24 protein-coding genes and 2 tRNA genes are annotated in these 24,895 nt (G+C 30.2%); 9 read left to right on the top strand and 17 right to left on the bottom strand.

From position 1 onward, the window contains the following. Window positions 1–65 precede the first annotated feature (65 nt). The 3 genes from ACFQ1U_RS09510 (at window position 66) to rpsT (ending at window position 626) form a co-directional block, all read left to right on the top strand. Window positions 66–137: transfer RNA gene (locus ACFQ1U_RS09510), tRNA-Glu, on the top strand. Window positions 138–267: 130 nt separating this feature from the next. Continuing rightward, window positions 268–339, top strand: a tRNA-Glu gene (locus tag ACFQ1U_RS09505). A 35-nt stretch (window positions 340–374) separates the two neighbouring features. Next, the gene (rpsT, locus tag ACFQ1U_RS09500) at window positions 375–626 is read left to right on the top strand and encodes a 30S ribosomal protein S20 (RefSeq protein WP_086031075.1); all 252 of its coding nucleotides are present in this window, start codon (window positions 375–377) and stop codon (window positions 624–626) included. Window positions 627–990: 364 nt separating this feature from the next. Here the strand turns inward: rpsT and rodA are convergent, their stop codons facing one another. From rodA to ACFQ1U_RS09430, 14 genes are all read right to left on the bottom strand, one after another. Next, window positions 991–2,268 (bottom strand): rod shape-determining protein RodA, encoded by a 1,278-nt coding sequence (gene rodA, locus ACFQ1U_RS09495; RefSeq protein WP_386107699.1) that lies wholly within the window; start codon window positions 2,266–2,268, stop codon window positions 991–993. Continuing rightward, window positions 2,249–4,129 (bottom strand): penicillin-binding protein 2, encoded by a 1,881-nt coding sequence (gene mrdA, locus ACFQ1U_RS09490; RefSeq protein ID WP_386107697.1) that lies wholly within the window; start codon window positions 4,127–4,129, stop codon window positions 2,249–2,251. The genes rodA and mrdA overlap by 20 nt, the downstream gene beginning before the upstream one ends. 2 nt (window positions 4,130–4,131) lie before the next feature. After that, window positions 4,132–4,635 carry a hypothetical protein gene (locus ACFQ1U_RS09485; RefSeq protein ID WP_386107695.1) on the bottom strand — a complete coding sequence of 168 codons (504 nt, stop codon included), beginning with the start codon at window positions 4,633–4,635 and terminating at the stop codon, window positions 4,132–4,134. Beyond that, entirely contained in the window at window positions 4,628–5,455 is an 828-nt protein-coding gene (gene mreC / locus ACFQ1U_RS09480) for a rod shape-determining protein MreC (RefSeq protein WP_386107693.1), read from the bottom strand. Before mreC ends, ACFQ1U_RS09485 begins: the two co-directional genes overlap by 8 nt. Window positions 5,456–5,464: 9 nt before the next feature. Then, window positions 5,465–6,493: a rod shape-determining protein gene (locus ACFQ1U_RS09475; protein ID WP_386107691.1), complete on the bottom strand. Its 1,029-nt coding sequence runs from the start codon at window positions 6,491–6,493 to the stop codon at window positions 5,465–5,467. An 84-nt stretch (window positions 6,494–6,577) separates the two neighbouring features. Beyond that, window positions 6,578–8,104 (bottom strand): bifunctional phosphoribosylaminoimidazolecarboxamide formyltransferase/IMP cyclohydrolase, encoded by a 1,527-nt coding sequence (gene purH, locus ACFQ1U_RS09470; protein WP_386107689.1) that lies wholly within the window; start codon window positions 8,102–8,104, stop codon window positions 6,578–6,580. A gap of 329 nt (window positions 8,105–8,433) precedes the next feature. After that, window positions 8,434–8,886, bottom strand: coding sequence for a GAF domain-containing protein (locus ACFQ1U_RS09465; protein WP_386107687.1), 453 nt, complete (start codon window positions 8,884–8,886; stop codon window positions 8,434–8,436). Between the two features lie 12 nt (window positions 8,887–8,898). Further along, window positions 8,899–9,738, bottom strand: coding sequence for a pseudouridine synthase (locus tag ACFQ1U_RS09460; protein WP_386107685.1), 840 nt, complete (start codon window positions 9,736–9,738; stop codon window positions 8,899–8,901). Between the two features lie 51 nt (window positions 9,739–9,789). Continuing rightward, window positions 9,790–10,704 (bottom strand): geranylgeranylglycerol-phosphate geranylgeranyltransferase, encoded by a 915-nt coding sequence (locus ACFQ1U_RS09455; RefSeq protein WP_386107683.1) that lies wholly within the window; start codon window positions 10,702–10,704, stop codon window positions 9,790–9,792. Next, a complete protein-coding gene (locus tag ACFQ1U_RS09450) occupies window positions 10,705–11,631 on the bottom strand; it encodes a mevalonate kinase family protein (protein WP_386107681.1) in 927 nt (308 codons plus the stop codon). A gap of 38 nt (window positions 11,632–11,669) precedes the next feature. Next, window positions 11,670–12,164: a toxin-antitoxin system YwqK family antitoxin gene (locus ACFQ1U_RS09445; protein WP_386107679.1), complete on the bottom strand. Its 495-nt coding sequence runs from the start codon at window positions 12,162–12,164 to the stop codon at window positions 11,670–11,672. Window positions 12,165–12,184: 20 nt separating this feature from the next. Then, window positions 12,185–13,264 (bottom strand): diphosphomevalonate/mevalonate 3,5-bisphosphate decarboxylase family protein, encoded by a 1,080-nt coding sequence (locus ACFQ1U_RS09440; RefSeq protein ID WP_386107677.1) that lies wholly within the window; start codon window positions 13,262–13,264, stop codon window positions 12,185–12,187. Between the two features lie 40 nt (window positions 13,265–13,304). Next, entirely contained in the window at window positions 13,305–13,985 is a 681-nt protein-coding gene (locus ACFQ1U_RS09435; RefSeq protein WP_386107675.1) for a LytR/AlgR family response regulator transcription factor, read from the bottom strand. Beyond that, a complete protein-coding gene (locus ACFQ1U_RS09430; protein WP_386107673.1) occupies window positions 13,978–14,640 on the bottom strand; it encodes a sensor histidine kinase in 663 nt (220 codons plus the stop codon). Before ACFQ1U_RS09430 ends, ACFQ1U_RS09435 begins: the two co-directional genes overlap by 8 nt. Before the next feature lie 595 nt (window positions 14,641–15,235). Here ACFQ1U_RS09430 and ACFQ1U_RS09425 point away from each other — a divergent pair. Genes ACFQ1U_RS09425 through ACFQ1U_RS09410 form a run of 4 tightly spaced genes read left to right on the top strand, consistent with a single transcriptional unit; the run spans window position 15,236 to window position 16,892 of the window. Then, entirely contained in the window at window positions 15,236–15,592 is a 357-nt protein-coding gene (locus tag ACFQ1U_RS09425; protein WP_386107671.1) for a MotA/TolQ/ExbB proton channel family protein, read from the top strand. 52 nt (window positions 15,593–15,644) lie between these two features. Next, complete coding sequence (locus ACFQ1U_RS09420) at window positions 15,645–15,875, top strand: hypothetical protein (protein WP_386107669.1); 231 nt, start codon at window positions 15,645–15,647, stop codon at window positions 15,873–15,875. A 44-nt stretch (window positions 15,876–15,919) separates the two neighbouring features. After that, the gene (locus ACFQ1U_RS09415) at window positions 15,920–16,537 is read left to right on the top strand and encodes a hypothetical protein (protein WP_386107667.1); all 618 of its coding nucleotides are present in this window, start codon (window positions 15,920–15,922) and stop codon (window positions 16,535–16,537) included. A 55-nt stretch (window positions 16,538–16,592) separates the two neighbouring features. After that, complete coding sequence (locus ACFQ1U_RS09410; protein ID WP_386107665.1) at window positions 16,593–16,892, top strand: hypothetical protein; 300 nt, start codon at window positions 16,593–16,595, stop codon at window positions 16,890–16,892. A 3-nt stretch (window positions 16,893–16,895) separates the two neighbouring features. On the opposite strand, the gene ACFQ1U_RS09405 is transcribed toward ACFQ1U_RS09410, so the two are convergent. The 3 genes from ACFQ1U_RS09405 to ACFQ1U_RS09395 all read right to left on the bottom strand — a co-directional run bounded on the left by ACFQ1U_RS09405 (window position 16,896) and on the right by ACFQ1U_RS09395 (window position 20,986). Then, window positions 16,896–18,110, bottom strand: coding sequence for a BaiN/RdsA family NAD(P)/FAD-dependent oxidoreductase (locus tag ACFQ1U_RS09405; protein ID WP_386107663.1), 1,215 nt, complete (start codon window positions 18,108–18,110; stop codon window positions 16,896–16,898). After that, entirely contained in the window at window positions 18,107–19,036 is a 930-nt protein-coding gene (locus tag ACFQ1U_RS09400) for a GYDIA family GHMP kinase (RefSeq protein WP_386107661.1), read from the bottom strand. Before ACFQ1U_RS09400 ends, ACFQ1U_RS09405 begins: the two co-directional genes overlap by 4 nt. A 216-nt stretch (window positions 19,037–19,252) precedes the next feature. Continuing rightward, window positions 19,253–20,986, bottom strand: coding sequence for a hydroxymethylglutaryl-CoA reductase, degradative (locus ACFQ1U_RS09395; protein ID WP_386107659.1), 1,734 nt, complete (start codon window positions 20,984–20,986; stop codon window positions 19,253–19,255). Window positions 20,987–21,129: 143 nt separating this feature from the next. Between ACFQ1U_RS09395 and ACFQ1U_RS09390 the strand changes: the two genes are divergently transcribed. Next, on the top strand, window positions 21,130–23,331 hold the full coding sequence (locus ACFQ1U_RS09390; protein WP_386107657.1) for a S9 family peptidase: 2,202 nt from the start codon (window positions 21,130–21,132) through the stop codon (window positions 23,329–23,331). 22 nt (window positions 23,332–23,353) lie between these two features. After that, a complete protein-coding gene (locus tag ACFQ1U_RS09385) occupies window positions 23,354–24,886 on the top strand; it encodes a peptide MFS transporter (RefSeq protein WP_386107655.1) in 1,533 nt (510 codons plus the stop codon). Window positions 24,887–24,895: the final 9 nt, after the last annotated feature.

Below are 24,895 nucleotides of genomic sequence, written 5' to 3'. Positions count from 1 at the left end.
GTGTTTTTTTTGTTGTGGGAATTAAAAAGTGTTTATATATTTGCACCCGCAAACGCAAAAAAAATGGTCCGTTCGTCTAGGGGTTAGGACGCCAGGTTTTCATCCTGGTAACACGGGTTCGATTCCCGTACGGACTACAAGTTCTAAATTAGCTTCGAGAATTTATTCGAAGCTTTTTTTATCAAAAAGATAATTTATTATCTATAAAGTATTGCAGATATCAAAAAGAAATGTATATTTGCACCCGCAATCAAAGAGATTGCAACTGGTCCGTTCGTCTAGGGGTTAGGACGCCAGGTTTTCATCCTGGTAACACGGGTTCGATTCCCGTACGGACTACAAAGTTTTTTTATAAACAATTAAGAGTTAATAAAATGGCAAATCATAAGTCAGCATTAAAAAGAATAAGAAGTAACGAAGCGAAGCGCTTAAGAAATAAATATCAGCATAAAACAACTCGTAATGCTGTCAGAAAATTAAGAGCTACAACAGATAAGAAGGAAGCAGAAGGAATGTTTTCGTCAGTTGTTTCAATGTTAGATAAATTAGCAAAGAACAACATTATTCATAAGAATAAAGCGGCAAACTTAAAGTCGAAGTTGGCTAAGCATGTAGCTGCTTTATAAGAGTTTTAAGGTTAGTTAATATAAAAGCATCACTTTTAAGTGATGCTTTTTTTATGGTTAAAATGTTAGTTGGTTCTTTTTATGAGAATAGGATATGTTCAAGCATTCTATAATTTAAGATTACGCTATAAAATTGATGCTTTGGACTTTACTCTACATTGATTAAGTTTACTTTTTTGTGTTTTTTACATGAATTAAAAGTCTTTTTAAAAATATTTAAAGAATGTCTATAATTAGATCTTTTGTATTTAGTTTAAACCTTTAATTTAAGTTCTGTGATTAAATTCTGAAAGCTTAAACTTTTTTATTAGTTCATAACTACAGAATTATTATTTATGATTTTTTGATTAAAAAATATAGTAGTTTACCAATCGTATTTTTTATGAGCATCTAATCTTATGAAGATAAAAAGAAGTAAGGTGAATCCCCATAAAGAAGAGCCTCCATAGCTAAAAAAGGGTAATGGAATACCTATGGTAGGTAATAGACCTATAACCATGCCTATATTAACAATTACATGGAAAAAAATAATAGATGCTGCTCCATAACCATAAATTCGAGCAAATTTGTTGGTTTGTTTTTCTGAAAGATATATTAAGCGATATAATAATATCATAAAAAGTATAATTACCATACTGCTACCAATAAAACCCCATTCTTCTCCAACTGTACTAAAAATATAATCTGTGTCTTGTTCTGGTACAAAATTTCCTTGAGTTCTGTCACCTTGTAAAAAACCTTTACCCCAAAATCCACCAGAATTAATTGTAAGTTCAGATTGATATGTGTTGTAGCCTAACCCTTTATTGTCTTCAATCTTCCCTAATAAAATATCAAATCTATCTTTTTGATGTTGTTCAAGAATGTTTGTATAACTATAACCTACAACAAATATAAATATGGAGCTTATTAAGTAAGTAATTAATATAATTGGCCAATTAAATCGTAAAAACTGTTTGTTTCTGTATATAATGTAAACTAGCACAAGGGTTAATAGTCCAATAAAACTTACAAGAACAGTTTTTGTTCCGAAATTTATTGTTAAGATGAATAATAGAATTGTAACAAAGCCTAAAATAAAATATTTTAACGTTAACCCTTCTCTATTTAATACAAAGAAAAATGAGAAATAAATTAATACAGAACCCATATCTGGCTGTAAAGCAATAAAAAAAGCGGGCAGAAATATTATAAAAAAGGCTTTTATTTGATTTTTTATTAAGTCAAGGTTGTATTGCCTATCACTCATCAGCTTAGCTAAAGCAAGGGCAGTAAAAGCCTTTGAAAATTCTGAAGGTTGTAACCCAATTCCTCCGAAGTTATACCAAGAGGTGGCACCATTAATTTTTTTTCCAAAAATAAGTACACCAGCTAAAAGTATTATCGATAGCACATAAAGTATACTAGCAAATTGCTCATAAAATTTTGAATTAAAAAATAAAATAAACACAATTAAAGGTAAACTTAGCCCCATAAATACTAGTTGTTTTCCGAATCTAGTAGAGAAATTTAAAATTTCACCAGAGGTTTCAGTAAAAGAAGCGGCATAGATATTCATCCAGCCAAAAACGACTAAAAGTGCATATATAGCAACTAAAAACCAATCAATATTTTCGAATATGTTATTTTGTTGTTGACGCAATGGAGTCTTTTTTTTCTAATTGTTGATCATATATCTGTTGTAAGCTAGAATTAATCATTCTTTCTTCCACAGTTTTACGATTAATAGATCTATTAATATATTTTTCTATCATTAAACTAGCAATAGGCGCAGCATAGGTTGATCCATATCCACCATTTTCAACAAAAACAGCCAAGGCTATTTTAGGATTTTCTTTTGGTGCAAATGCAATAAGTATAGAATGATCTTCTAACTTTATTTTTTTGCCATTTATTTTTGTGAAATTTTCTACAGTACCTGTTTTTCCACAAATATCAATGCCTTTAACCTGACTGTATTTTCCTGTTCCTGTTTTAAAAACTTCATGCATAGCTTCAATAGCAGGCTCATAATATTGTTTACTAATTGTTGTTTTTTTAGGTGTAGTATATAGTTTATTTTTAATACCCTGTTTGTTTATTTGTTTAACAATATGTGGTGTATAGTAAAAACCTCTATTAGCAATAGCAGCTGTTGCATTTGCTAATTGAATTGGAGTGGTAGATACTTCACCTTGGCCAATAGCATTAGAAATATTAGTAGTTGCACCCCATCCAAATTTATACCAATCGTTATAAAATTGTGCATTAGGAATGTATCCTTTTTGTCCAACTGGCAGATCATATCCTAGGTAGTTTCCTAAACCAAAACTTTTTACATGGTTGCTCCAGTTATCAAAGCCTACAGTTGTTTTTTCAGCTTTATCGATAATTTTTCTGTAAACTGTTGCAAAATAGCTGTTACATGATTTTGCAATGGCGGTTTTAAGTCTAACGGGTCTTCCATACATTCCACAGTGACATCCCATGAATTCGTGTGGTCTTTTACCATAGCGATAACCACCGTAACAATAAACAGCAAAGTTTTCATCAATAACCTCTTCTTCTAGTCCTATTAAACCATTAATAATTTTAAAAGGAGATCCAGGGGAATACATTCCTTGTAAACCACGATCAATAGTTGGGTTATTAATGGTATCTCCAAATAGTTTTACAGAGTTAGCCGATCTGTTTCTTCCAACCATCATGTTGGGGTCATAAGAAGGGGCGGTTACAAGTGCTAAAATTTCTCCAGTACTAGGTTCTAGGGCTACTATTCCACCGCGTTTACCAGTCATTAATAACTCACCGTATTGTTGTAATTCAGAATCTATAGTAAGCGTTAAGTCTTTACCAGGCACAGCTAATGTGTCATAAACTCCGTCTTTATAAATACCCGTAATTTCGTTTAAATTATTACGTTTAAAGTGTTTTTTACCTTTAATACCTCGTAAAACATCTTCATATTGTTTTTCAACACCCCACCAACCTATAAGTTCACCTTGTTCGTAATAATTACTTTTTTTAGCTACTTGTTCGTTTACTTCACTAATATAGCCAACTACATTTGCAGCTGATTTTACTGGGTAATTCCTGATAATACGTTTCTGAATATAAAAACCTTTGAACTTATGAAGTTTCTCTTGTAAATATGCAAAATCTTCTTTTGCCAACTGTTTCACAAATACAGAAGGTAACCAGCGAGCATAACGTTCGGCTTTCTGAAACTTTTTGATAAAATCTTCTTTTGAAATTTTTAAAAGGTTACAAAATTCTAGTGTGTCAAGAGGTTTTACATCTTTTGGTATAACCATTACATCATAAGAAAGTTGATTGGCTACCAAAAGTTTACCATTTCTATCGTAAATGTATCCTCTTTCAGGATAATCATATTCAATTTTTACAGCGGCACTTTGTACAGGATTGGTGTTAGAACCACGTAAAATTTGTAGTTGAAACAGTCTTCCAATGTAAATAACACCTACTAAAGTGATTAAAAATATAAGTAATATGCTTCTCTTCAAGTTTATATCTTTCGTCTAAAAATAAAAGTTCCTAAAAAATAAAGTAATAACGTAAAAATACCCGATAATAGTGTATTTACGATAACTTTTGAAAAATTTTGGAAGCTAAAGTTAATAAAACTAAAAAGAATAAAATGATGAATTAATGTAAGAGATACTATATAGTTAAATATTTTTCCAAAGTTTTCTTGGTCTAGTTTGAAAAACTCGTAGTCACTTTCTGTTTTTTGAAAAGCGACTCTAAAAAAATACGGTCTTAAATATGCAATAGTTAAAGTAGCGAGCGTGTGAATTCCTCCAGAATCAGAGAAAAAATCAACAAATAAACCTAATAAAAAAGCATACGTTAAAAAGGGAAATCGATTTTTTCTTAAAGGAAATAGAAATATAAATACAATATATAAATACGGATTAACATATCCGAAAAGTAAAATATTGTTTAAAATTAATGCTTGCAACAATATTAATGAGAAGAATAAAATAATATGATATAAAGTTTTATTCATCTGTAGATTGTTCTAGGGTGTTTATTTCTTCCTTATTTAAATTCTGAATAATATAAACAGGACTTATATTAGTCATATCATTAAATAATTTTATATCAATTGTATTTAATGCTGAAGGGTTTTCAGGTTTTGTGATTACGGTTCCAATTAAAATGCCTTCTGGAAAAATTGTTGATTTACCACCAGTAATAATAGTATCTCCAATATTATAGTTAGCTTGTCTTGGAATATCAGTTAACTGAACTATATTGATTTTTTCACCGTTCCAAATTAATGTCCCAAAGTGGAAGCTGTTTTTAAATCGAGCGTTTATTTTGCTGTTTCTGTTTAAAATAGATTGTACCCTGGCATACGAATTTGAAACATCATCTGTAATTCCAATAATACCTTTGCTATTCATGACAGCCATTTCTGAAGTAACACCATTTTTTTGTCCTCTATTAATGGTTAAGAAATTATAAGGTTTATGAAATTCGTTTTTAGTTATTTTTCCACTTATATAAATATACTGTTGTGTATAAATACTGTCTGTTGTTTTAGAAGTTACTACAGTGTCAGTAATAGCTTTATATTGTTCTAATAAATTTCTGAGTTTATTGTTTTCTTCAACTAACTCTGTATTTTGTCTTTTTAAATTAAAATAATCAGACCAGTTAGAAGCTTTATTATAAATACTTCCTGTAATAGTACTAGTAGAGCTAACAAATTTACTTCTATGAAAACTATGATTGTTTATAGTAAGTGCAAGTGCAATAAGCTGCAACAGCATAAAGTACAAGAAATACTTATATTTTTGAATAAAATAAAGTAGCTGCTGCATAAAAAAATATTACTTAATCAATACGCTCTTATAACGATCTAAGTCTTTTAAGGCAATACCTGTTCCACGAACAACAGCTCTTAATGGATCTTCTGCTACATACACTGGTAAATCTGTTTTTCTAGACAAACGTTTATCTAAACCACGTAACATTGAACCTCCACCAGCTAAATAAATACCAGTGTTATATATATCGGCTGCTAACTCAGGTGGAGTTTTAGATAATGTTTCCATAACAGCATCTTCAATACGTAATATAGATTTGTCTAAGGCCTTTGCAATTTCTCTGTAAGAAACCTGTACTTGTTTTGGCTTACCACTTAATAGGTCACGACCCTGAACCATCATGTCTTCTGGAGCTTCATCTAAATCTTCGGTAGCTGCACCAATTTGAATTTTAATTTTCTCGGCGGTAGATTCACCAACGTGTAGATTATGTTGGGTTCTCATATAGTACATGATGTCACTTGTAAATAAATCACCTGCAACTTTTACAGATTGGTCACAAACAATACCTGCTAATGCAATAACTGCAATTTCTGTAGTTCCACCACCTATATCAATAATCATGTTACCTTTTGGCTCCATAATATCTATACCTACACCAATGGCAGCAGCCATTGGTTCGTAGATAAGATAAATTTCTTTTGCATTCATATGACGAGCAGAGTCAATTACCGCTCTTTTTTCAACTTCTGTAATACCAGAAGGAATACAAATAACCATTCTAAGAGAAGGAGGGAAGAGCTTTTTTCTGATAGCCGGAATTTGCTTTACAAATTCTTTAATCATTTCTTCAGATGCCTGAAAATCAGCAATTACTCCGTCTTTTAATGGGCGAATAGTTTTTATGTTTTCATGGGTTTTTCCTTGCATTTTTTGTGCTTCCTTACCTGTGGCAATAATTTTACCATTTACACGGTTACGAGCAACAATAGAAGGGCTATCTATAACAACTTTTCCATTATGAATTATAAGGGTGTTAGCTGTACCTAAATCAATAGCAATATCTTCAGTTAAAAAATCGAAAAATCCCATATATAAAGTTTATTACTTTTTTAGTTTAAAATGATGTATTCTCGCAAATCTAACAAAAAAAGTAAGAAAATCATCAATTAAATTTTAATGTTTAAAATGTCTGGTGCCAGTAAATACCATAGACATTTTATTTTCATCACAATAATCTATGCTCAACTGATCTTTAATAGAACCTCCTGGTTGAATAACACTTTTAATACCAGCATTATCTGCTATTTCTACACAATCAGGAAAAGGGAAAAAAGCATCACTAGCCATTACTGCTCCATTTAAGTCAAAACCAAAATTAGTAGCTTTTTCAATTGCTTGTTTAAGTGCATCAACTCTACTAGTTTGGCCTGTTCCGCTTGCACACAATTGTTTGTTTTTTGTTAAAACAATTGTGTTAGATTTTGTATGCTTACATATTTTTGATGCAAACAATAAATCTTCTAACTCACTTTCGTTTGGTTTATTGTTTGTAGGATAGCTTAAATCTTCTAATTTATCAGTTTTATTATCTTTATCTTGAACTAAAAGACCGTTTAAAGCAGTTCTTACATTTTGTGTTGGTAAGGCTACTTCTTTTTGGATTAAAATAATTCTATTCTTTTTACCTTTTAAAACGTCTATAGCATCATCATCATAACTTGGTGCAATCACTACTTCACAAAATAATTTATGAATTTCTTCTGCTGTTGCCTTATCAATTTTAGTATTCGCAATTAAAATTCCACCAAATGCAGATACAGGATCACCTGCTAAAGCATCTATATATGCTTGATGAATAGTTTCTCTTTGTGCAAAACCACATGCATTGTTATGTTTTAGAATAGCAAAGGTTGGTGCTTCACCTGTAAACTCATTCATTAGATTTACTGCAGCATCAACGTCTAATATATTGTTATAGCTTAATTCTTTACCATGTAATTTGTCAAAAATGGCTTCTAGGTCACCAAAGAAATATCCTTTTTGATGAGGGTTTTCTCCGTAGCGTAAAGTTGTAGATGTTGTTTCGCTAGCTTTGAAAACTGTTTCCTCTTCATTAAAATAATTAAAAATAGCGGTATCGTAATGAGATGAAATGTTAAATGCTTTGGCAGCAAAACGTTTTCTGTCTGAAATAGCTGTTTCTCCGTTACTTTCTGTAATTAATTGTAAAAACTCATCATATTGCTCCATAGAAGAAACTATAAATGTGTCTTTAAAGTTTTTAGCAGCAGCTCTAATTAACGATATCCCACCAATATCAATTTTTTCAATAATTTCTTGTTCTGGAGCTCCAGAAGCTACTGTTTTTTCAAATGGATATAAATCTACAATTACTAAATCAATTTGTGGAATATTAAATTCTTCTAATTGTGCAACATCACTTTCGTTTTCTTGACGATTTAAGATACCTCCAAATACTTTTGGATGTAATGTTTTTACTCTTCCCCCTAATATAGAAGGGTAGTCTGTAACAGTTTCTACAGGAACTACATCGATGCCTAATTCTTTAATGAATTTTTCGGTACCACCTGTTGAGTAAATTGTTACGCCTAAGTCGTTTAATTTTTGTGCGATTGGAGCTAATCCGTCTTTATGAAAAACGGAAATAAGTGCAGATTTAATTATTTTTTTAGTGCTCATTGTTGTGTTGTTATTGAGCAAACAAACTTACTAAAAGTAATAGGGGTGTGCAATAAAAAAAATCGGAAAGCAAATTGATGTCAATTAAGCTTTCCGATGATTTGTTTTGTGCGTGCTTCGAAAAATTATTCTGCATTTTCTAGAAATTCTCTAAACCAAATTGCAAATTTTTGAAGCAGTGATAGTTTCTCGGGTTGAGCGGTGTTGCCCAAAACCTCATAACTTGGGAATTGTTTACTCATTTTTAGGGGATTTTGAAAGTTAGTAAAATTCTGCTACCTTTCAAATGTATAAAAAAAAAGTTATTACGCAAATATTTTTGTAATTTTTTACAAAATTGTTGATATCTTTTTGCAGATATACTCTAAAACTTCTTCGTCTTGAGCTGTAAATGGGTTAACAGTGTGAGAATCAATATCTATTTGACCGATGTTTTCATTGTTAACAAAAATAGGAATTACTATTTCTGATTTTACTTTCCACCCACAAGAAATATAATTGTCTTGTTCGCTTACATCTTGCACAACAAAGTTTTCATTACTAACTGCAACTTGTCCACAAATGCCTTTACCAAAAGGGATTATGGTGTGTTCGGTTGGCTCTCCAGCAAATTGAGCAAGTTTTAATTCTTCCTTGTCTCCGTTTTTAAAATAAAACCCTACCCAATCATAATAAGAGATTTCTCCTTTTAAATAATCACATATTTCTTGTAATTTTTCTTCTCTTGAAGCTGAGCTGTTTAAAATACTATCTGCTTTGGTTTTAATGTTTTCAACATTCATAGTAAAATTGGTTTAAATCATCTTTAAATTGTTAATTTCTTGCTGAGTAAGCTCTCTATATCTTCCTCTTGGTAAATTTTTCTTTGTTAAACCGGCAAATATTACACGGTCTAATTTTGTTACATTGTACCCAAAATGTTCAAAGATTTTACGTACAATTCTGTTTCTTCCTGAGTGAATTTCGATACCTACTTCAGTTTTCTTTTCACCTTCTACGTATGATACGGCATCAATAAAAACTTTTTTTCCTTCAATAATTACATCGCCTCTTAATTTATCTAAATCAGCAAGCGTTAATTTTCTGTCTAAAGAAGCATGGTATAGTTTTCTTACGTTATGTTTAGGGTGTGTTAGTTTTTTTGCCATTTCACCATCATTGGTAAATAGTAATAATCCAGTTGTGTTTCTATCTAAACGACCAACAGGATATATGCGTTCTTTAGTCGCATTGCCAATAAGATCCATTACTGTTTTTCTTCCTCTATCATCATCCATAGTTGTGATGTAGTTTTTAGGTTTGTTAAGTAAAATGTATCTTTTTTGCTCCATGGCAATTAGAGTTCCGTCAAATCTTACTTCATCACCAGGTTGAACTTTGTAGCCCATTTCAGTTACAAGTTTACCATTTACGGTAACACTACCGTGTTCTATGTATGTATCAGCTTCTCTTCTTGAGCAAATTCCAGAATTGGAAATAAATTTGTTTAAACGAACACCAGTATCAGTATTTTTTTCTGAAGAATTATTAGTGTTTGTTTTTTTTCTGAAGTCTTTTTTGAATTGATTTCTTTTTTGAGGACCTCTGCTGTTCTTACCAGCTTGTCGTCCTCTCGACGAGTTATTTTTATTCATTTTCTTATTGTTTTAAAAAAGGTGTGCAAAGATACGTTAATTGTTTGGTTTTTAATCCAAAACATTTACAACTTTATCTAAAATTAATGACTTGTCAATAAACAAAAGGCTAAAGACACCTATTAACAATAAGATTTTTAAAACATTATGTAGTAAACGATATTGATTTTTGTGAGTTGCTTTTTGTAAAAATAATCCTACTAACATTAAAATGATGCCTGCAACATAAAAATAGTATTTCATAAATTCAATTGCTGGATAGTTAAATAGAAAAGCTACTGGAACAAGGGTTAAAATCAATAAAAATAATATTAGTTGTTTGGTTTTTTTTTCGCCATAAGCAACAGGAAAGGTTTTATAGTTGTTAGCTATAGTGCCTTTAATGTTTTCTAATTCTTTAATTAACTCACGCACCATGATTACTAAAAATAGAAAACATGCATGAATGAAAATTACTGTTGAAAAATTTTTATAATGAATAAAAACTACAAAAAAAGGAAGTATGGTAAGTACAGTGGCTGAAAAAACACTAGTTAACGGATATCTTTTTAATTTATGAGAGTAAAACCAAATGGCAAAAATATAAACAGCAAAAAATAAGGCTGCTTTCCAGGATACTAGCCAGCCGAAACAGAAGCCAATGAAATTAAGAATAAAATAGAGACTTAACTTTGTTTCTTGTTTAATATAGGCATCTAAGCCAGATTTTAAAGGTCTGTTAATTCGATCTGCTTTAACATCATAAAAGTTGTTGATAATATAGCCAGATGCTACTACGCTAACTGTAGCAAGAACTAAATAAAGTAAATGCCAGTCTAAAAGTATAGGTTTTAGTTTTTTAGAGTCGGAGAAAATGAAAATAGCTGCTAAATATTGAGCAGCTATTAACACGAGAATATTATAACCTCTTACAACAGATAGTAGGCTAAAAAATTTATAAAGTAAACTTCTGTTGTTGGTATTCATTTAAAATCTATAAACTATTTCTAATTTATAATCTTTTAAACTTTGTTGTGCTTTGTCAAAATCTTCTGCAAACCCTAAGATGTATCCACCACCGCCAGAACCACACAGTTTAAGATAATAATCGTTGGTTGCAAGACCGTTTTCCCAAACTTTATGAAAAGCGTCAGGAATCATTGGTTTAAAATTAGCTAATACTACTTTAGATAATTTTTTAACGTTACCAAATAAAGACTTTACATTTCCTTTTAAGAAATCTTCAATACAAGCGTCTGTATGAATAGCAAACTCTTCGCTTATCATTTTTCTAAAACCTTCGTTTTTCATCTTATTCATAAAGATGTTAACCATAGGTTCTGTTTCTCCAACTTGTTCTGAATCTAGTAAAAATACGGCACCTTTTCCTTCTTTTTGAGATGGAATACCTGTGGCTTCAATATTTTCTTTAGAGTTGATAAGTATAGGTAAACTTAAGTATGAATTTAACGGATCTAAACCAGAGCTTTTACCATGGAAAAAAGATTCCATTGTAGCAAATATTTGTTTTAAAGCTAAAAGTTTATCGCGCGTTAAATTTTCTAATACCGTTATTTTATTTTGAGCATATTTGTCATAAATAGATGCAACAAGTGCGCCTGAACTTCCTACTCCATAACCTTGAGGTATTGAAGAGTCAAAGTACATGCCATTGTCAATATCTTTTTTTAGCTCATTTAAATCAAACGAGACTAATGTTGAGTTTAGATTTGCTAAATAGTTATAAAATTTAGCTAAACTTTCGTTTGATTTTTTAGCTTCACCGTTAAGGTTTTGAGCAGATTTTAAGGCTCCTTTGTATGAATTAAAAGGAATGGCTAATCCTTTTGAGTCTTTGATGATGCCATATTCACCAAAGAGTAAAATTTTTGCATAAAATAGGGGTCCCTTCATCGTATAATTTTAGGTTGCAAATTTACGGTAAAATTTAATTAGTACACATTTTTGTAAAAAGTTTTCCAAACACCAACTTTTTCACCATTTCTGTACTTTCCTTTAGAATTTATTTTACCATTTTTATAATACGTTTTCCAAACACCATCTCTCTTACCATAGTTATACGTGCCTTCTTCTTTAAGTTCACCAGTGTCATAGTAAACTCTTCGTAAGCCATGTAGTTCACCCTCTTTATAATTTGCTTTATGGTAGGGTTTTCCGTTGGAATGATAATATGAAACTAAGCCTTCAAACTCTTCTTCTAAAGGAGTTTTGTTTGAGCTTAATCCTTCCATTTGAATTTGTCCATTTTTATAATAATCAACAATCCAATATCCGTTGTCTACTTTTTTAGGTTCAGGTCTGTAGTACATACCTTTGTCCTTAGAGGTTATTTGCCAGTTTGCATCAAACCAAATAGTGCTTTGGGCAGTAATTGAAGTTGCAAAAAAACTAACAAACATTGCTAAAAGTAATGTTGAAGTTTTCATGGTTATAGGGATTTAATTGGTTACAAAGCTTTTGCTCCAGAACCCGTTTCATCACAAATATACTGATTTTTTTGGCAGTAAACCGATAATTTAGTTTCAATGAACTGATTAATAGCCTCTTTTTCATTATGAGGATATAAAACATGAACGTTTGCACCAGCATCTAACGTAAAACAAATATTACTATTGTTTGTAGCTCTATAATTCCATATTTCGTTAATAATTTGAAGTGTATTAGGTTTCATTAAGATGAAATAAGGATTACTGGTTAACATCATAGCGTGTAAAGTTAATGCTTCACTTTCTACTAAGTTTATAAAGTTTTTAATATCACCAGATTGTAGAATTTTAGATAGTTTTTCTAGATTATCATTAGCTTGTTTAAATCTATTTTCAGCATAAGGATGATTATGCATTAAATTATGTCCAACTGTGCTAGATACTTGTTTTTCTCCTTTATCAACAAGTAATATAGTGTCTTGATAGTTTTTAAAAATATCTGCTACTTCATAAGAAAAAGGAACGCCATATAAATCAGAACTTTCTTTAATATTAGGGTGCTCTCCCCAAACAACTAAGGGGCCTTCTATGCTTCTACTAGCACTACCAGAACCAAGTCTAGCTAAAAATGAAGCCTTTTTGTTAAAAAAAGCTGGATTTATATCGGGGTTTAATTCTTTTTCTAAGCTCATTAAACACATAGCAATTGCACTAAGTCCACTAGCGGATGATGCAATACCACTACTGTGTGGAAAAGAGTTTTCTGAGTAAATTGTCATTTTATAATCAAAGATATAAGGACAATACTCTTTTATTCGGTCTAAAAATTTTGCAATTTTTGGCTTGAATTCATCTTTCTTTTTACCTTCAAAAAATAAATCAAATAATGGCGTAGTTTGCTTTTCTACTTTAGTAAAATTAATTTTTGTTGTTGTATGGCAATTGTTTAAAGTGAAGCTAATTGAAGCGTTTTTAGGAATTTGAGGTTCCGATTTCCCCCAGTATTTAACTAATGCAATGTTACTCGGTGTTTGCCAAGTGTAAGTTGCTGTTTCAATATTTTTTTTAGATCCTTTAAAGACGAATTCAGATGTGTTCAATGCTATTAATTTTAATACAAATATAATAGATTTAAGTCTATCATTGTTGCAATGTTTTTAGCACACTTTCTTTATAACTTCTGCTTATAGGAATCGCTTTTTTATTAATTTCAATGTATTCGTTGGTAAAAGATTCTATAGCTTTAATTGATACGATGTATGACCGATGTGTTCGGATGAAGTTTTGAGAGGGTATTTTACTTTCAATATTACTGATAGTTTCTCTTGTAATAATTGTTTTATTGTAAAGATGAATTTTAATGTAATCACTTAAACTTTCTATATAACTAATGTCTTCAAAATTTATTTTAATCATCTTTCTATCAGACCTTACAAAAATATAACTTGAGTTATCGGCGTTTTGTTTAGGTTTTAATTTGTTTACGGCTTTTATAAACCTATCATAGGCAATGGGTTTTAGTAAGTAATCTGTTACGTTTAAATTAAAGCCTTCAATAGCAAACTCTCTGTGCGCAGTAGTGAATATAATTTTCGATTTGTCTCCAATTAATTTGGCTAAACTTATACCGTTAATTTCTGGCATGTTAATGTCAAGAAAAGCAATATCTATTTTATTTGCTTCAATATATCTTAAAGCATCAATAGCATTATCAAAAGTGTTTATAAGTTTTAATTGAGGTGTTTTATTGATAAAGCTTTCAATGATTTCAATGCCCATTGGTTCATCATCAACAACAATGCAAGATAGTTGGTTAGTCATGTGTAATTGGGATTTTTAAAGTAGCAATATAGAAGTCTGTATTACTATTAGTTTTCAATGTATAGTCTATACCATACAACATATTAAGCCTGTTTTTTAAATTTTCAAGACCAATTCCTTCTTTGCTTGTTGTTGTGTTTTTATTAATTGAGTTTTTGCAAGAAAAGTACAATTGTTCTTTATCGGTTTTAATACTGATTGATATTATAAGTTTACCATTTAAAGATTTACCATGTTTAAATGCATTTTCAATAAATGGTAATAAAAGCATAGGGGGAATATAAGTTTGTGAGTTAAAATAAGTTTCAGAAATTTGAATATCAAGCTTGTTTCTAAATCTTATTTTTTCGAGATCGCAGTAATTTTTAATATGATTTATTTCATCAGAAAGTAACACGTGAGGTTTGTTTACATGATATAAAATATAGTCTAATAAACCAGATAGTTTTAAAATAATTTCAGGTGTTTCTTGTGATTGTTTTAATGCAAAACCATAAATAGTATTTAAAGTGTTAAATAAAAAATGTGGATGAATTTGTGATTTTAAATATTTAAGTTCTTGTTCTTTTAGTTTAAGTTGAATATTAATAAACCTATTTTTTAGTTCTTTGTTTTTTAGTTCAGAGTTGTAGTCATTCACCAATATATTTAACATTGTGACAGTTAAAATAATAAAATATACGCTCAATAATATTACAGGTAATGGTTTAGTAAGAGCGGGTATATTTTCTCTTAAAAGATTTTTTGAGAAAATAACAGCATAAAAAACAGATAGGATTATAAAGAAAGTTGAGATTATAAATGTGTAAACACTATATAAAATGAATAAAGTTCTTTTTTTTGTGTGTAAGTATTTAGGTATAAGAAAATATGAGAAAAAATAAGTAGTAATTATAGTTACAGGCATTAAAAACACGCTAAATTTATTGGTGTATTCCGTGTTATTATATCCATAACTTAAAAAAAAGACAAAAAATAAATAAACACATAGCCAACAAATTGTATGTGTTGTAAATGTTAGTATAAGTTTGTGCTTTTTTTTGTTAATAATCATTTGCGCAATTTCTTAATATAAATAGGTTTCTTATTTTTTATCGACAGAATACCATTTTAAAGCATGATTTGACTGTAAAACGAAATACAAACTAAATATGTAGAAAATAAGGTTAAGACGGTAGTTAATCGATTAATTAATTTTAGAGCAACAATGTAAGTTATTTTCACAACAATAATTTTAAAAACTTAATAATATGAATTTTTTAATTTTCAATTTAATGAATGAGGGAGGTAGTTTTTTTATGTATCCTTTGTTAATAATGTTACTTACATCTGTTGTGTTAATTTTTTTAATACTAGCCAAAAAAACGAATCCTGAAAAATATATAGACATATTAAAACATTTAGGTTTATTTGCACTAGTTTGGGGCTTTCTAGGTCAAATGTTAGGTTTAATTCAAGCTTTTGATGTATTAACATTAAGCGGTTCTGCATCAACTGAAATACTAGCAAGTGGTTTGAAAGTAGCTTTATTAAGCCCATCTTTTGGTATGTTAGTATTTTTGGTTGGAAGATTTGGTTTGATGATTAATAGTATTAAATCTGTATAATAAATATGATACAAGCCCATTTCTTCTTGATGGAAATGGGTATTTTTGTAGAATGAAAAAAATAAAATTAATTTGGGATTTTAAAGGTCCTGATGCTTTGGAAACAGCTAAACATCATTGTGTTCATCTTAAAGAGTTTTCTCAAATTGAGAATTTAAAAAATTATGGTGTAGATTTTAATACGCTAAACCCAATGCATACTATAGCATTTGTAATTGTTGATGAGGCAGATATGAAGTTGTACAGAGATGCGTTAAAACCTCATAGAGGTCTGTTAGCATAGTCTATATCAAAAAATATACTATATTTCCGCATTATTTTACTGTTATGAAAACTAAATTAGTAGTTTGTTTTTTAGCTTTTTACATTTGTAATGTTCAAAGTCAATACAAATATTCATCGTTTAATTCACATCAATCTATAAAGCAAGCAATTAATGTTAGTAGTGATGTAATAAAAGCTCGTACGTTAGATTTTGAAAAAAAAGCAGAGCAAAAGCCATTGATGTTTCATCAGGTAAAGATAAAGATTGGCGAATTAAACAGGCTTTCTAATAATGTGGTTAGCTATGTAGAAAAGCTTCAAAAAGAAGTAGATTCTCAAAGAATATTATATGAGTTGTTAGATGAAGATCATTACCAAAAAGTGTTATTTACCCCATTAGGTCACTTAACTTCAAAGGGCAAAAAATTAAAAATTAAAATTGATAGTTTACATAATTATTCTGCAAAAATTAATATTCATAGACTTACGCATTTAGATGATTTTATTGAAAATAATTTTAATACTAAAGCAGATTTTTATGAAGATGAAACACAGATAAATTATTTTGACCATCGTTTTTATGATAAAACTAATTATGGTATAATGATGGCTATGAATTATTTGTTGTTAGATGTTAAAACATTCCAATTATTATATTTTGGAACCGTAATGAGTTACTAAATACCGTGCAAAATTGTTTTTAATTATGTAACTTAGCTACTAAATATTATAAGCTATGTTTTTAATAAATGCACATGCCGTTCCAGGTAAAGAATCAGAATATTTTAATGAAGTAGAAGGAGCTTATGTAAGCTTGTATATTAATTATGCAGATTTAGAAGGAGCTCTTGAGTTAGCTAAATTCTATATTCAAGATGAAGGTTGGAAAGTAGAGGATATTGAAAAAGACTACTATGTAGTAGAAAGTGAAGAAGAATTAGATGAAGATTTAAGAGAGTTTTATACCGAAGCCAAAGAGTATGGTTACTCAATTATTTTTAACTGTTACGAAGAAAGCGAAGATGAAGAGGCTTAATTATTAAATATTAGCAATAGCATTTGCGCAAATGAATCCGCCAGTCCATGCGTTTTGAAAATTAAATCCACCAGTAACGGCATCAATATTTAATATTTCTCCAACGTAAAAAAGGTTTTTGTGTAGTTTGCTTTCAAACTTTTTAAAATTTATTTCTTTTAAATCAATACCTCCAGCTGTAACAAATTCTTCTTTAAAGGTAGATTTTCCTTGGGCATGAAAAACAGCATTAGTTAATTGATTTGCAATAGCGGTAATTTCGTTTTTAGAAACATCTGCCCAATTTTTATTTGTATTAATGTTAGATGTTGTTAAAAAACGTTCCCAAAGCCTTTTTGGTATTTCGTTAAAAGGAGACTTAATTCCTATCTGTTTCTTGCTATTTTTCTTTTTAGTGCTATTTAATGTTTCAATAACTTGATTTGTTGAGGTTGATAACCAATTAACACCAACTTTATATTGGTAGTTTTTATCTGCTAAAATTCTAGCGCCAAAAGCAGATAGTTTTAAAATAGCAGGGCCGCTTAAACCCCAATGTGTAATTAATAGTGGGCCGTAATTTTCAAGTTTAGTATCTATTATGTTTACTGTTGCATTAGGAACAGAAATACCACCCAGATCTGTTATTCTTTCATCTTTTATATTAAAAGTAAATAAAGATGGAACCGTATTAATAATTTTATGACCAAGTTTTGTAGATAAATCCCATATTTTTTTACTGCTTCCGGCGGCAATTACAAGAGCGTCGGCAGTAAATTCAGCTGTTTTTGTTTGAACTTTCCAACAATCATCGGTTAATTTTTCAAAGTTTGTGACTACTTGATTGGTTAAAACTTTAATGTTTAATGTTTCTACTAAATTCTGAAAACAATCAATAATAGCTTGCGAAGTGTTAGCATCAGGAAAAACTCTATTGTCACTTTCAATTTTTAACGGTACACCTCTATTTTCAAACCATTCAAAAGTATCACCTGTCATAAATTGATGAAAAGGACCTAGAAGTTCTTTTTCTCCTCTGGGATAAAATTTAACGAGCTCTTTTGGTTCAAAACAAGCGTGGGTAACATTGCACCTTCCTCCACCAGATATTTTAACTTTTTGTAAAACGTCTTTTCCTTTCTCAAGAATTGTAATGTCTAGGTCAGGATTTAATTCTTTAGCATTAATAGCTGTAAAAAAACCAGCGGCACCACCACCAATTATAACTACTCTTTTCATAATACCATTTCTTTGTAAGGTAGTACGGTAGTAAAACCCTTTGTTTTGAAGTATTTTAATGTTTCTTGATTTCCTGTAGCGAGAACAAAATCGCCACCCCAAGCACCTAAACTTTTAATTTCTCCAAAATAATCAGAAAACAAAAGGTCTTTTACTTTAGGTAATTCAATAATTGAAGCGATTATGTTTTCATGTTCTTTAATTAAATCTTCAAATTCACTAATGTTTTTTGATGCTGTTATTTTTTCGCTTATTTGAGAAATTCTATCAATTTCATGTTGAATATGCTGTTTTTTTTCTTTGTACCTTTTAATACCTTCTCTGCTATTTTGTTTTTGGTTTAGATACACAAAAAACAAATTGTCATAAAATTGCGGGTTAAAATTTGCTGGAGTTGTATTGGGAGTTTTATCTGTTAATTTATAATAAATCGGAAAGTTGTTTTCAGCGCATGCAATATCATAACCACTACCAGAAAAAGCGTTCCACAGTAAGGTATATGCATTTACATTAGCCCAATTGGCTATATTACTTATTAAGGTTGAAGAACTACCTAATCCCCAATTTTGAGGAAAAGTTAGTTTAGTTTTTACTACATAACCTTTTTCAGATTGTAAAAAAGAAGGATTTAGTTTTCTTGCTTCCTGTAATATATTTTGAAGTGTTTCTGCAATAAATTCTGCGCTACCTTCTTTATCAGAATTAAAGGTAGCAGCGTTTAGTCGTAGTTTAGGTAGACTAAAAGAGGCTTCAAACCAACATTCACCCGTATGGGTAAAGCTTCCCCAAATTAGAGTAGGTTCGTTTATTGTTTTGACCACTAAATCTTGTCCGTATTTTGTAGGTACGGCCAATGATTGAGCACCGTCTAAAACTACGTATTCTCCGGTAATTAATAATTTTCCGTTTGCGTAAAATTTTTTCAAAATATAAAAGTTAATTGCCTTATTTGAATATTGAAATACTTTTTTGTTTTCGCTTTTTATCTAAAGCAACAGGACCTATCAGATAAATTCCAAAAATAACAACGGTTAAACTACTTAAAAAACATTATTTTGAAAAAAGCATCCTTAGGCTTCAGTAAGGATAATAGTATTATCAATTTCAATTATAAAATTTTCAGTAGACTTTCACCTGGTAATTTATACTAAACCAAATTGTTTAAAGTGATGTGTAAAATGTTTTATTTGGAATTTTTTCCATTCATCAAAATTTAATTCGCCAAAGAAAGGATGTACAACTTTTCTATTTTTATCTTCAGTAAAAACTTTAAAAAATTCGTCAATTTGTATAAGTAAATCATTTATAGCCTCTTGCATGCTGTTAAATTTCAAATCGGCTGGAGCTTCGGCTAAAAACGGAGCTTTGAATCCAATTTGTAATTCGTTTTCAGTATTTAAAAAAGGTTTTCTTCGTGCTGCTTTTTCATCAGAAACAAATGTGTCAACTTTCCAATTACCATTTGCTATTTGTGTAACAGCGCTTAAATGTTCAATCATTTGTTGTCCATTCATGCTTCCAAACTTTGGTTTAGCGTCTGCTGATAGTTGTAATAAGGTTTCTTTTACTAGCTTTTGATTTTCAAAATCTATCCAGTTTACTGCTGGTTTTCTTAATGAGTTTAATTTTTCTACCACAGCACTATGAGAAACAGTTCTGTTTTCAAAGTATTTAGCTACCGTTTCTTTTTCTTCATTGCTAGCGTGGTGTTGGTTAAGAATATTCATTAGGTGCATTTTCATATGACCGTGTTGAATTCCTTTGGTGGTTAACGCTCTTAAAGCTGCAAAGTTTTGAGCTAAACCTGCGGCAGCAATAATTTGCATTAGCACTCTGGCAGATGGTTTTTGCATCATGTCTAATGATAACTTAGCCATAGGATGTAATGCAGTTAATCCACCAACAGTTCCTAAAGCTAAAGGGATTTCAATCCAAAATTTAAAAACACCTTCTTTAACCTCACAATGTGTTAAGCTAGCATAATTTCCATTTCTGCTCGCGTAAGCATGTGCGCCAGCTTCAATCGCTCTAAAATCGTTTCCTGTTGCTAAAACTACGGCATCAATACCGTTCATAATACCTTTGTTGTGTGTAACTGCTCGGTAAGGTTCTATTTCAGCAATTTTAACTGCTTGTTCAAATTTATGCGCAAATTTTTCTGGGTTTTCGCCTCCTAATTCAGAAACTTTACAGCTAACTTCTGCTCTAACTAAGCATTCAGGAACATAGTTAGATAAAATACTCATGATGATTTCTATGTCATCATTTTCAAACTTTTTAGCAATAGCCTCTAAGCATGAGTTAATAAAGTTGGCCCCCATACTATCTTTAGTTTCAAAAGTAACATGTAATTGATAGTAGTTCGCAAGTTTATCTGTTTTATTAACAAGTTCAATGTCTAAAATACCACCGCCACGTTTCTCCATGTTTTTGGTGATAGCGGCAGTTGCGGCAAAAAGCTCAGTTTTATTTTCTTGAAAATACTTTTCTAAGTTAGATGTATCTCCTGCAAATAAAAAATGAACTTGTCCAATTTTTTTGGTAGCAATTACTTGAGTTTTAAAACCACCTCGTGTACTCCAATATTTAGCAACTTTTGAAGCTGCAGCTACTACAGAACTTTCTTCAACAACCATTGGTACAACATACTCGCGACCATTAATAACAAAATTTGGTGCGATACCATAAGGCATGTAAAAGTTAGAAATAGTGTTTTCTATAAAATCATCATGCAATTGTTGAAGTTTCTCATCAACGTTCCAATATTGTTTTATAGTTTGAATAATTTCGGGCTGATTAGTAAAATAATTTGCAGCTAACCAATCTATTTTTTCTTCTTTAGATAATTTAGAAAATCCGGATATCATTTTAGACATTCATCTGTATTTTTTCTTCAAAAACAAAGATAGTTGATTAATTCAAAAACCAGGCTTATGGCGTAGTTTTCTGTTAAATTAATGTAAAGTTTGTTATTTTTTGCGTAAACTTGGCATTCTTATATAATTAACTACATACTCAGATGAAAAAATTATGCTTTTTAGCAATTTTTTGCTTCATACTCGTCTCATGTAAGACATCAACTCAACAAACAGCTTCAAATACTAATACAGGAACTAAAGAAATTACTTTAGAAGAAATCTGGAATGGTACTTTTTCTGCCGATAGGATGAATGCTTTAAATTCTATGAACGGAGATTTTTATTCCCTATTAAATAGAAATAAAGAAACTAAAGCAGTTACTGTAGATAAGTACAGTTATGAAACTTTAGAAAAAGTAGCTACCATTGTTAGTAGTGAAAATTTAGACGGACTAGATTCTTTTTCTACCTACAGTTTTAATAATGATGAATCTCAATTATTATTAGGTACTAACTTTAAAAAAGTATACAGGCATTCATACAAAGGAACTTTTTATGCGTATAACATAGCAGATAAAAAATTAACCTTAGTTGGAGAAGATATTCAAGAACCAACTTTTTCTCCTGATAGCAAAAAAGTAGCTTACGCCAAAAACAACAATCTTTTTATTAAAAACTTACGTAATGGTAAGGTAACTCAAATTACAAAAGATGGTGAAGTTAATGCTATTATAAACGGAACCACAGATTGGGTTTATGAAGAAGAATTTGGTTTTGTTCGTGCTTTTGATTGGAATGAAACAAGCGAATATTTAGCATTTTTGCGTTTTGATGAGAAAGAAGTGCCTCAATTTTCTATGAATGTAACAGGGAATGATTTATACCCAAGTATGCATACATTTAAGTATCCTAAGGCAGGTGAAGATAATGCTAAAGTAAGTTTACATTTATACAATGTAGCTAATAATACCACTAAAAAATTAAATGTAGGAGAGTATGAGTACATTCCTAGATTACAATGGACAAAAGATGCTCAAACATTGTGTGTAACCACATTAAATCGTCATCAAAATAATTTGAACTTATATTTTGTGAATGCAAAAACAAATGCATCAACAGTTGTTTTAAATGAAAAAGATCAGGCGTATGTTGATATTCAAGACAACCTAACTTTTTTAGAAGATAACAGTTTTATATGGACTAGTGAAAAAGATGGTTACAATCACATTTATCATTATGATGCTTCAGGGAAGTTAATAAATCAAGTAACAAAAGGTGAATGGGAAGTAACTAACTACTATGGTTTTCAAAAAGAATCACAAAAAATATTTTATCAATCAGTAGAGAATGGTTCTATCAATAGAGGTATTTATAGTATTGGTTTAGACGGATCAGATAAGAAATTACTAAGTAAAGAAGATGGAAATAACAGTGCTTCTTTTAGTAAAAACATGAATTATTTCATAGGTACTTATTCATCTGCAGAGAGTCCAGCAGTATACAGTTTGTATAATTCGGAAGGAAAAGAGCTGAAAGTGATTAAAGACAATGCAGCATTAAAATCTTTAATAGCAACTTATAAAATGTCACCAAAAGAGTTTTCAACCATTACTGTTAATGGTAATGAGTTGAATATGTACATGATAAAACCTGTTGATTTTGACGCTAATAAGAAATATCCTATGCTAATGTTCCAGTATTCTGGTCCTGGTTCACAACAAGTAGCTAATAGATGGAATGGGAGTAATGATTATTGGCACAATATGTTAGCTCAAAAAGGGATGATTGTTGTTTGTGTAGATGGTCGTGGTACAGGTTTAAAAGGTAGAGATTTTAAAAAAGTAACTCAAAAACAATTAGGGAAATTTGAGGTAGAAGATCAAATAGCTGCAGCAAAACAATTAGCTCAAAGAAATTATATCGATGAAGATAGAGTAGGAATATGGGGTTGGTCTTACGGTGGTTTTATGAGTACTAACTGTATTTTAAAAGGAAATGATATTTTTTCAACAGCTATTGCAGTTGCTCCAGTAACATCTTGGCGCTTTTATGACACTGTATATACAGAAAGATATATGACCACACCGCAAGAAAATGCAGAAGGTTATGATGATAATTCTCCAATAAATTATGCAGACAAATTAGAAGGTAACTATTTATTAGTTCATGGTTCGGGTGATGATAATGTACACCAACAAAATACAATGAGAATGGTAAATGCATTAGTGGAGGCGAACAAACAATTTGATTTGTTTATTTATCCAGATAGAGCTCATGGTATTTATAAGGGTAAAAACACTAGGTTAAATTTGTATACTAAAATGACTAACTTTTTAGAAAAGAATTTACTTCAAAAAGACTAATCAAATTTAAAAAACAACAACTATGTCAAAATCAATATTATCTGAAAAAGAGCCGCAAATGTTTGGACATCCTAAAGGGTTGTTTTATTTATTCTTTGCAGAACTTTGGGAGCGTTTTTCATTTTACGGAATGAGAGCATTGCTAATGCTTTACATGGTAAATGAAATATTTAAAGCTCTCGCTGAAAAAGATGCAGCCGCTGCTGCAGTTTATGCTTCATACGGATCATTAGTATATGCATCAACAGTTATTGGAGGTAGAATTTCTGATAAAATATTAGGAATGAGAAGTTCTATTTTTTTAGGAGGTATTTTAATGTCTTTAGGACACTTTGTACTTGCTATAGAAAATGATATTGCATTCTTTTTAGCGTTGGCGTTTATTGTTGTGGGTAATGGTTTCTTTAAACCAAATATCTCAACTTTTGTTGGTTCTTTATATGAGGATGGTGACCGAAGAAAAGATTCTGGTTTTACCATTTTTTACATGGGAATTAATATAGGTGCTTTTGCATCTCCTTTATTATGTGGTTGGTTAGGAGAAACCTATGGATGGCATTATGGATTTGGTTTAGCTGGATTAGGAATGTTAACCGGTTTAATATTCTTTTGGAGTGGTATTAAAAATAATGTTTTTGGAGATAGAGGTTTACCACCATCTAAAGAAATTTATGAGAAAAAAATATTAGGAATACCTCAAAAAACATTTATTCCAATAGTTTCATTTTTAGCAGCTCCAATAATCGCTTACTTATTATCTTCATACAAAGCCATTGGAGGAGGAGAAACTTTTTTAGGAGATAAAAATGTAGTTAATTTATTATTTATTGCTATTGGAATAGGAGTATTAATTTATTTAGCAACAATTATTATAAACTCATCTCCTGATGAAAGAAAGAAGTTAATTATGGCTGTTTTAATTACTTTTTTCATGACATTGTTTTGGGGTTTCCATGAGTTATCGGGAAGTATAATAACATTGTTTGCTGATAGAAATGTAAATCTAACATGGTTAAATGCTAGTCAATCTAATGCACTAAACCCAATTTTTATTATTCTTTTATCTATTCCTGTTTCTTTATTATGGGCATATTTATCAAAAAAGAATTTAAATCCAAGAACACCATACAAATTTGGACTTGGTTTGGTTTTAGCAGGATTAAGTTTTTATGTATTAGGTATTAGTAGTGCTAGTGCAGATGAAAACGGAATGGTACCAATGAGTTTTTTATTTGTGATGTACTTCATCCTATCTATTGGAGAGTTATTTATGTCACCAGTAGGTTTATCTAAAATAACGGATTTATCTCCTAAAAGAATAGTTTCATTTATGATGGGAGTTTGGTTTTTATCATCTGCATTTGCATTTCAAATTGTAGGTTTTATTTCCAAACAATTAGCTGTAGAAAGTACAGATGCTAATGTTGGTGGATTACAAACTTTAGGCCTTTATACAGATGGTTTTGTGCTAATAGCACAATATTCTTTAGGTGCAGGACTTTTAGTTTTATTATTTTCGCCGCTAATGAAAAAGTTAATGGGCAACGTTCACTAATTTTTAAAT

The sequence above is a fragment of the Tenacibaculum geojense genome, from assembly GCF_042676005.1.
GTDB lineage: Bacteria > Bacteroidota > Bacteroidia > Flavobacteriales > Flavobacteriaceae > Polaribacter > Polaribacter geojense.
Note: the sequence above shows the minus strand (reverse complement) of the source record. Positions and strands in the feature narration are given on the sequence as shown.

What these genes read in the sequence shown, in the direction of transcription:
- rpsT (WP_086031075.1), top strand. Translation starts at nt 375, where the DNA reads ATGGCAAATCATAAGTCAGCATTAAAAAGAATAAGAAGTAACGAAGCG.
- ACFQ1U_RS09485 (WP_386107695.1), bottom strand. Translation starts at nt 4,635, where the DNA reads ATGAATAAAACTTTATATCATATTATTTTATTCTTCTCATTAATATTG.
- mreC (WP_386107693.1), bottom strand. Translation starts at nt 5,455, where the DNA reads ATGCAGCAGCTACTTTATTTTATTCAAAAATATAAGTATTTCTTGTAC.
- ACFQ1U_RS09475 (WP_386107691.1), bottom strand. Translation starts at nt 6,493, where the DNA reads ATGGGATTTTTCGATTTTTTAACTGAAGATATTGCTATTGATTTAGGT.
- purH (WP_386107689.1), bottom strand. Translation starts at nt 8,104, where the DNA reads ATGAGCACTAAAAAAATAATTAAATCTGCACTTATTTCCGTTTTTCAT.
- ACFQ1U_RS09465 (WP_386107687.1), bottom strand. Translation starts at nt 8,886, where the DNA reads ATGAATGTTGAAAACATTAAAACCAAAGCAGATAGTATTTTAAACAGC.
- ACFQ1U_RS09460 (WP_386107685.1), bottom strand. Translation starts at nt 9,738, where the DNA reads ATGAATAAAAATAACTCGTCGAGAGGACGACAAGCTGGTAAGAACAGC.
- ACFQ1U_RS09455 (WP_386107683.1), bottom strand. Translation starts at nt 10,704, where the DNA reads ATGAATACCAACAACAGAAGTTTACTTTATAAATTTTTTAGCCTACTA.
- ACFQ1U_RS09450 (WP_386107681.1), bottom strand. Translation starts at nt 11,631, where the DNA reads ATGAAGGGACCCCTATTTTATGCAAAAATTTTACTCTTTGGTGAATAT.
- ACFQ1U_RS09445 (WP_386107679.1), bottom strand. Translation starts at nt 12,164, where the DNA reads ATGAAAACTTCAACATTACTTTTAGCAATGTTTGTTAGTTTTTTTGCA.
- ACFQ1U_RS09435 (WP_386107675.1), bottom strand. Translation starts at nt 13,985, where the DNA reads ATGACTAACCAACTATCTTGCATTGTTGTTGATGATGAACCAATGGGC.
- ACFQ1U_RS09430 (WP_386107673.1), bottom strand. Translation starts at nt 14,640, where the DNA reads ATGTTAAATATATTGGTGAATGACTACAACTCTGAACTAAAAAACAAA.
- ACFQ1U_RS09425 (WP_386107671.1), top strand. Translation starts at nt 15,236, where the DNA reads ATGAATTTTTTAATTTTCAATTTAATGAATGAGGGAGGTAGTTTTTTT.
- ACFQ1U_RS09420 (WP_386107669.1), top strand. Translation starts at nt 15,645, where the DNA reads ATGAAAAAAATAAAATTAATTTGGGATTTTAAAGGTCCTGATGCTTTG.
- ACFQ1U_RS09415 (WP_386107667.1), top strand. Translation starts at nt 15,920, where the DNA reads ATGAAAACTAAATTAGTAGTTTGTTTTTTAGCTTTTTACATTTGTAAT.
- ACFQ1U_RS09410 (WP_386107665.1), top strand. Translation starts at nt 16,593, where the DNA reads ATGTTTTTAATAAATGCACATGCCGTTCCAGGTAAAGAATCAGAATAT.
- ACFQ1U_RS09405 (WP_386107663.1), bottom strand. Translation starts at nt 18,110, where the DNA reads ATGAAAAGAGTAGTTATAATTGGTGGTGGTGCCGCTGGTTTTTTTACA.
- ACFQ1U_RS09395 (WP_386107659.1), bottom strand. Translation starts at nt 20,986, where the DNA reads ATGTCTAAAATGATATCCGGATTTTCTAAATTATCTAAAGAAGAAAAA.
- ACFQ1U_RS09390 (WP_386107657.1), top strand. Translation starts at nt 21,130, where the DNA reads ATGAAAAAATTATGCTTTTTAGCAATTTTTTGCTTCATACTCGTCTCA.
- ACFQ1U_RS09385 (WP_386107655.1), top strand. Translation starts at nt 23,354, where the DNA reads ATGTCAAAATCAATATTATCTGAAAAAGAGCCGCAAATGTTTGGACAT.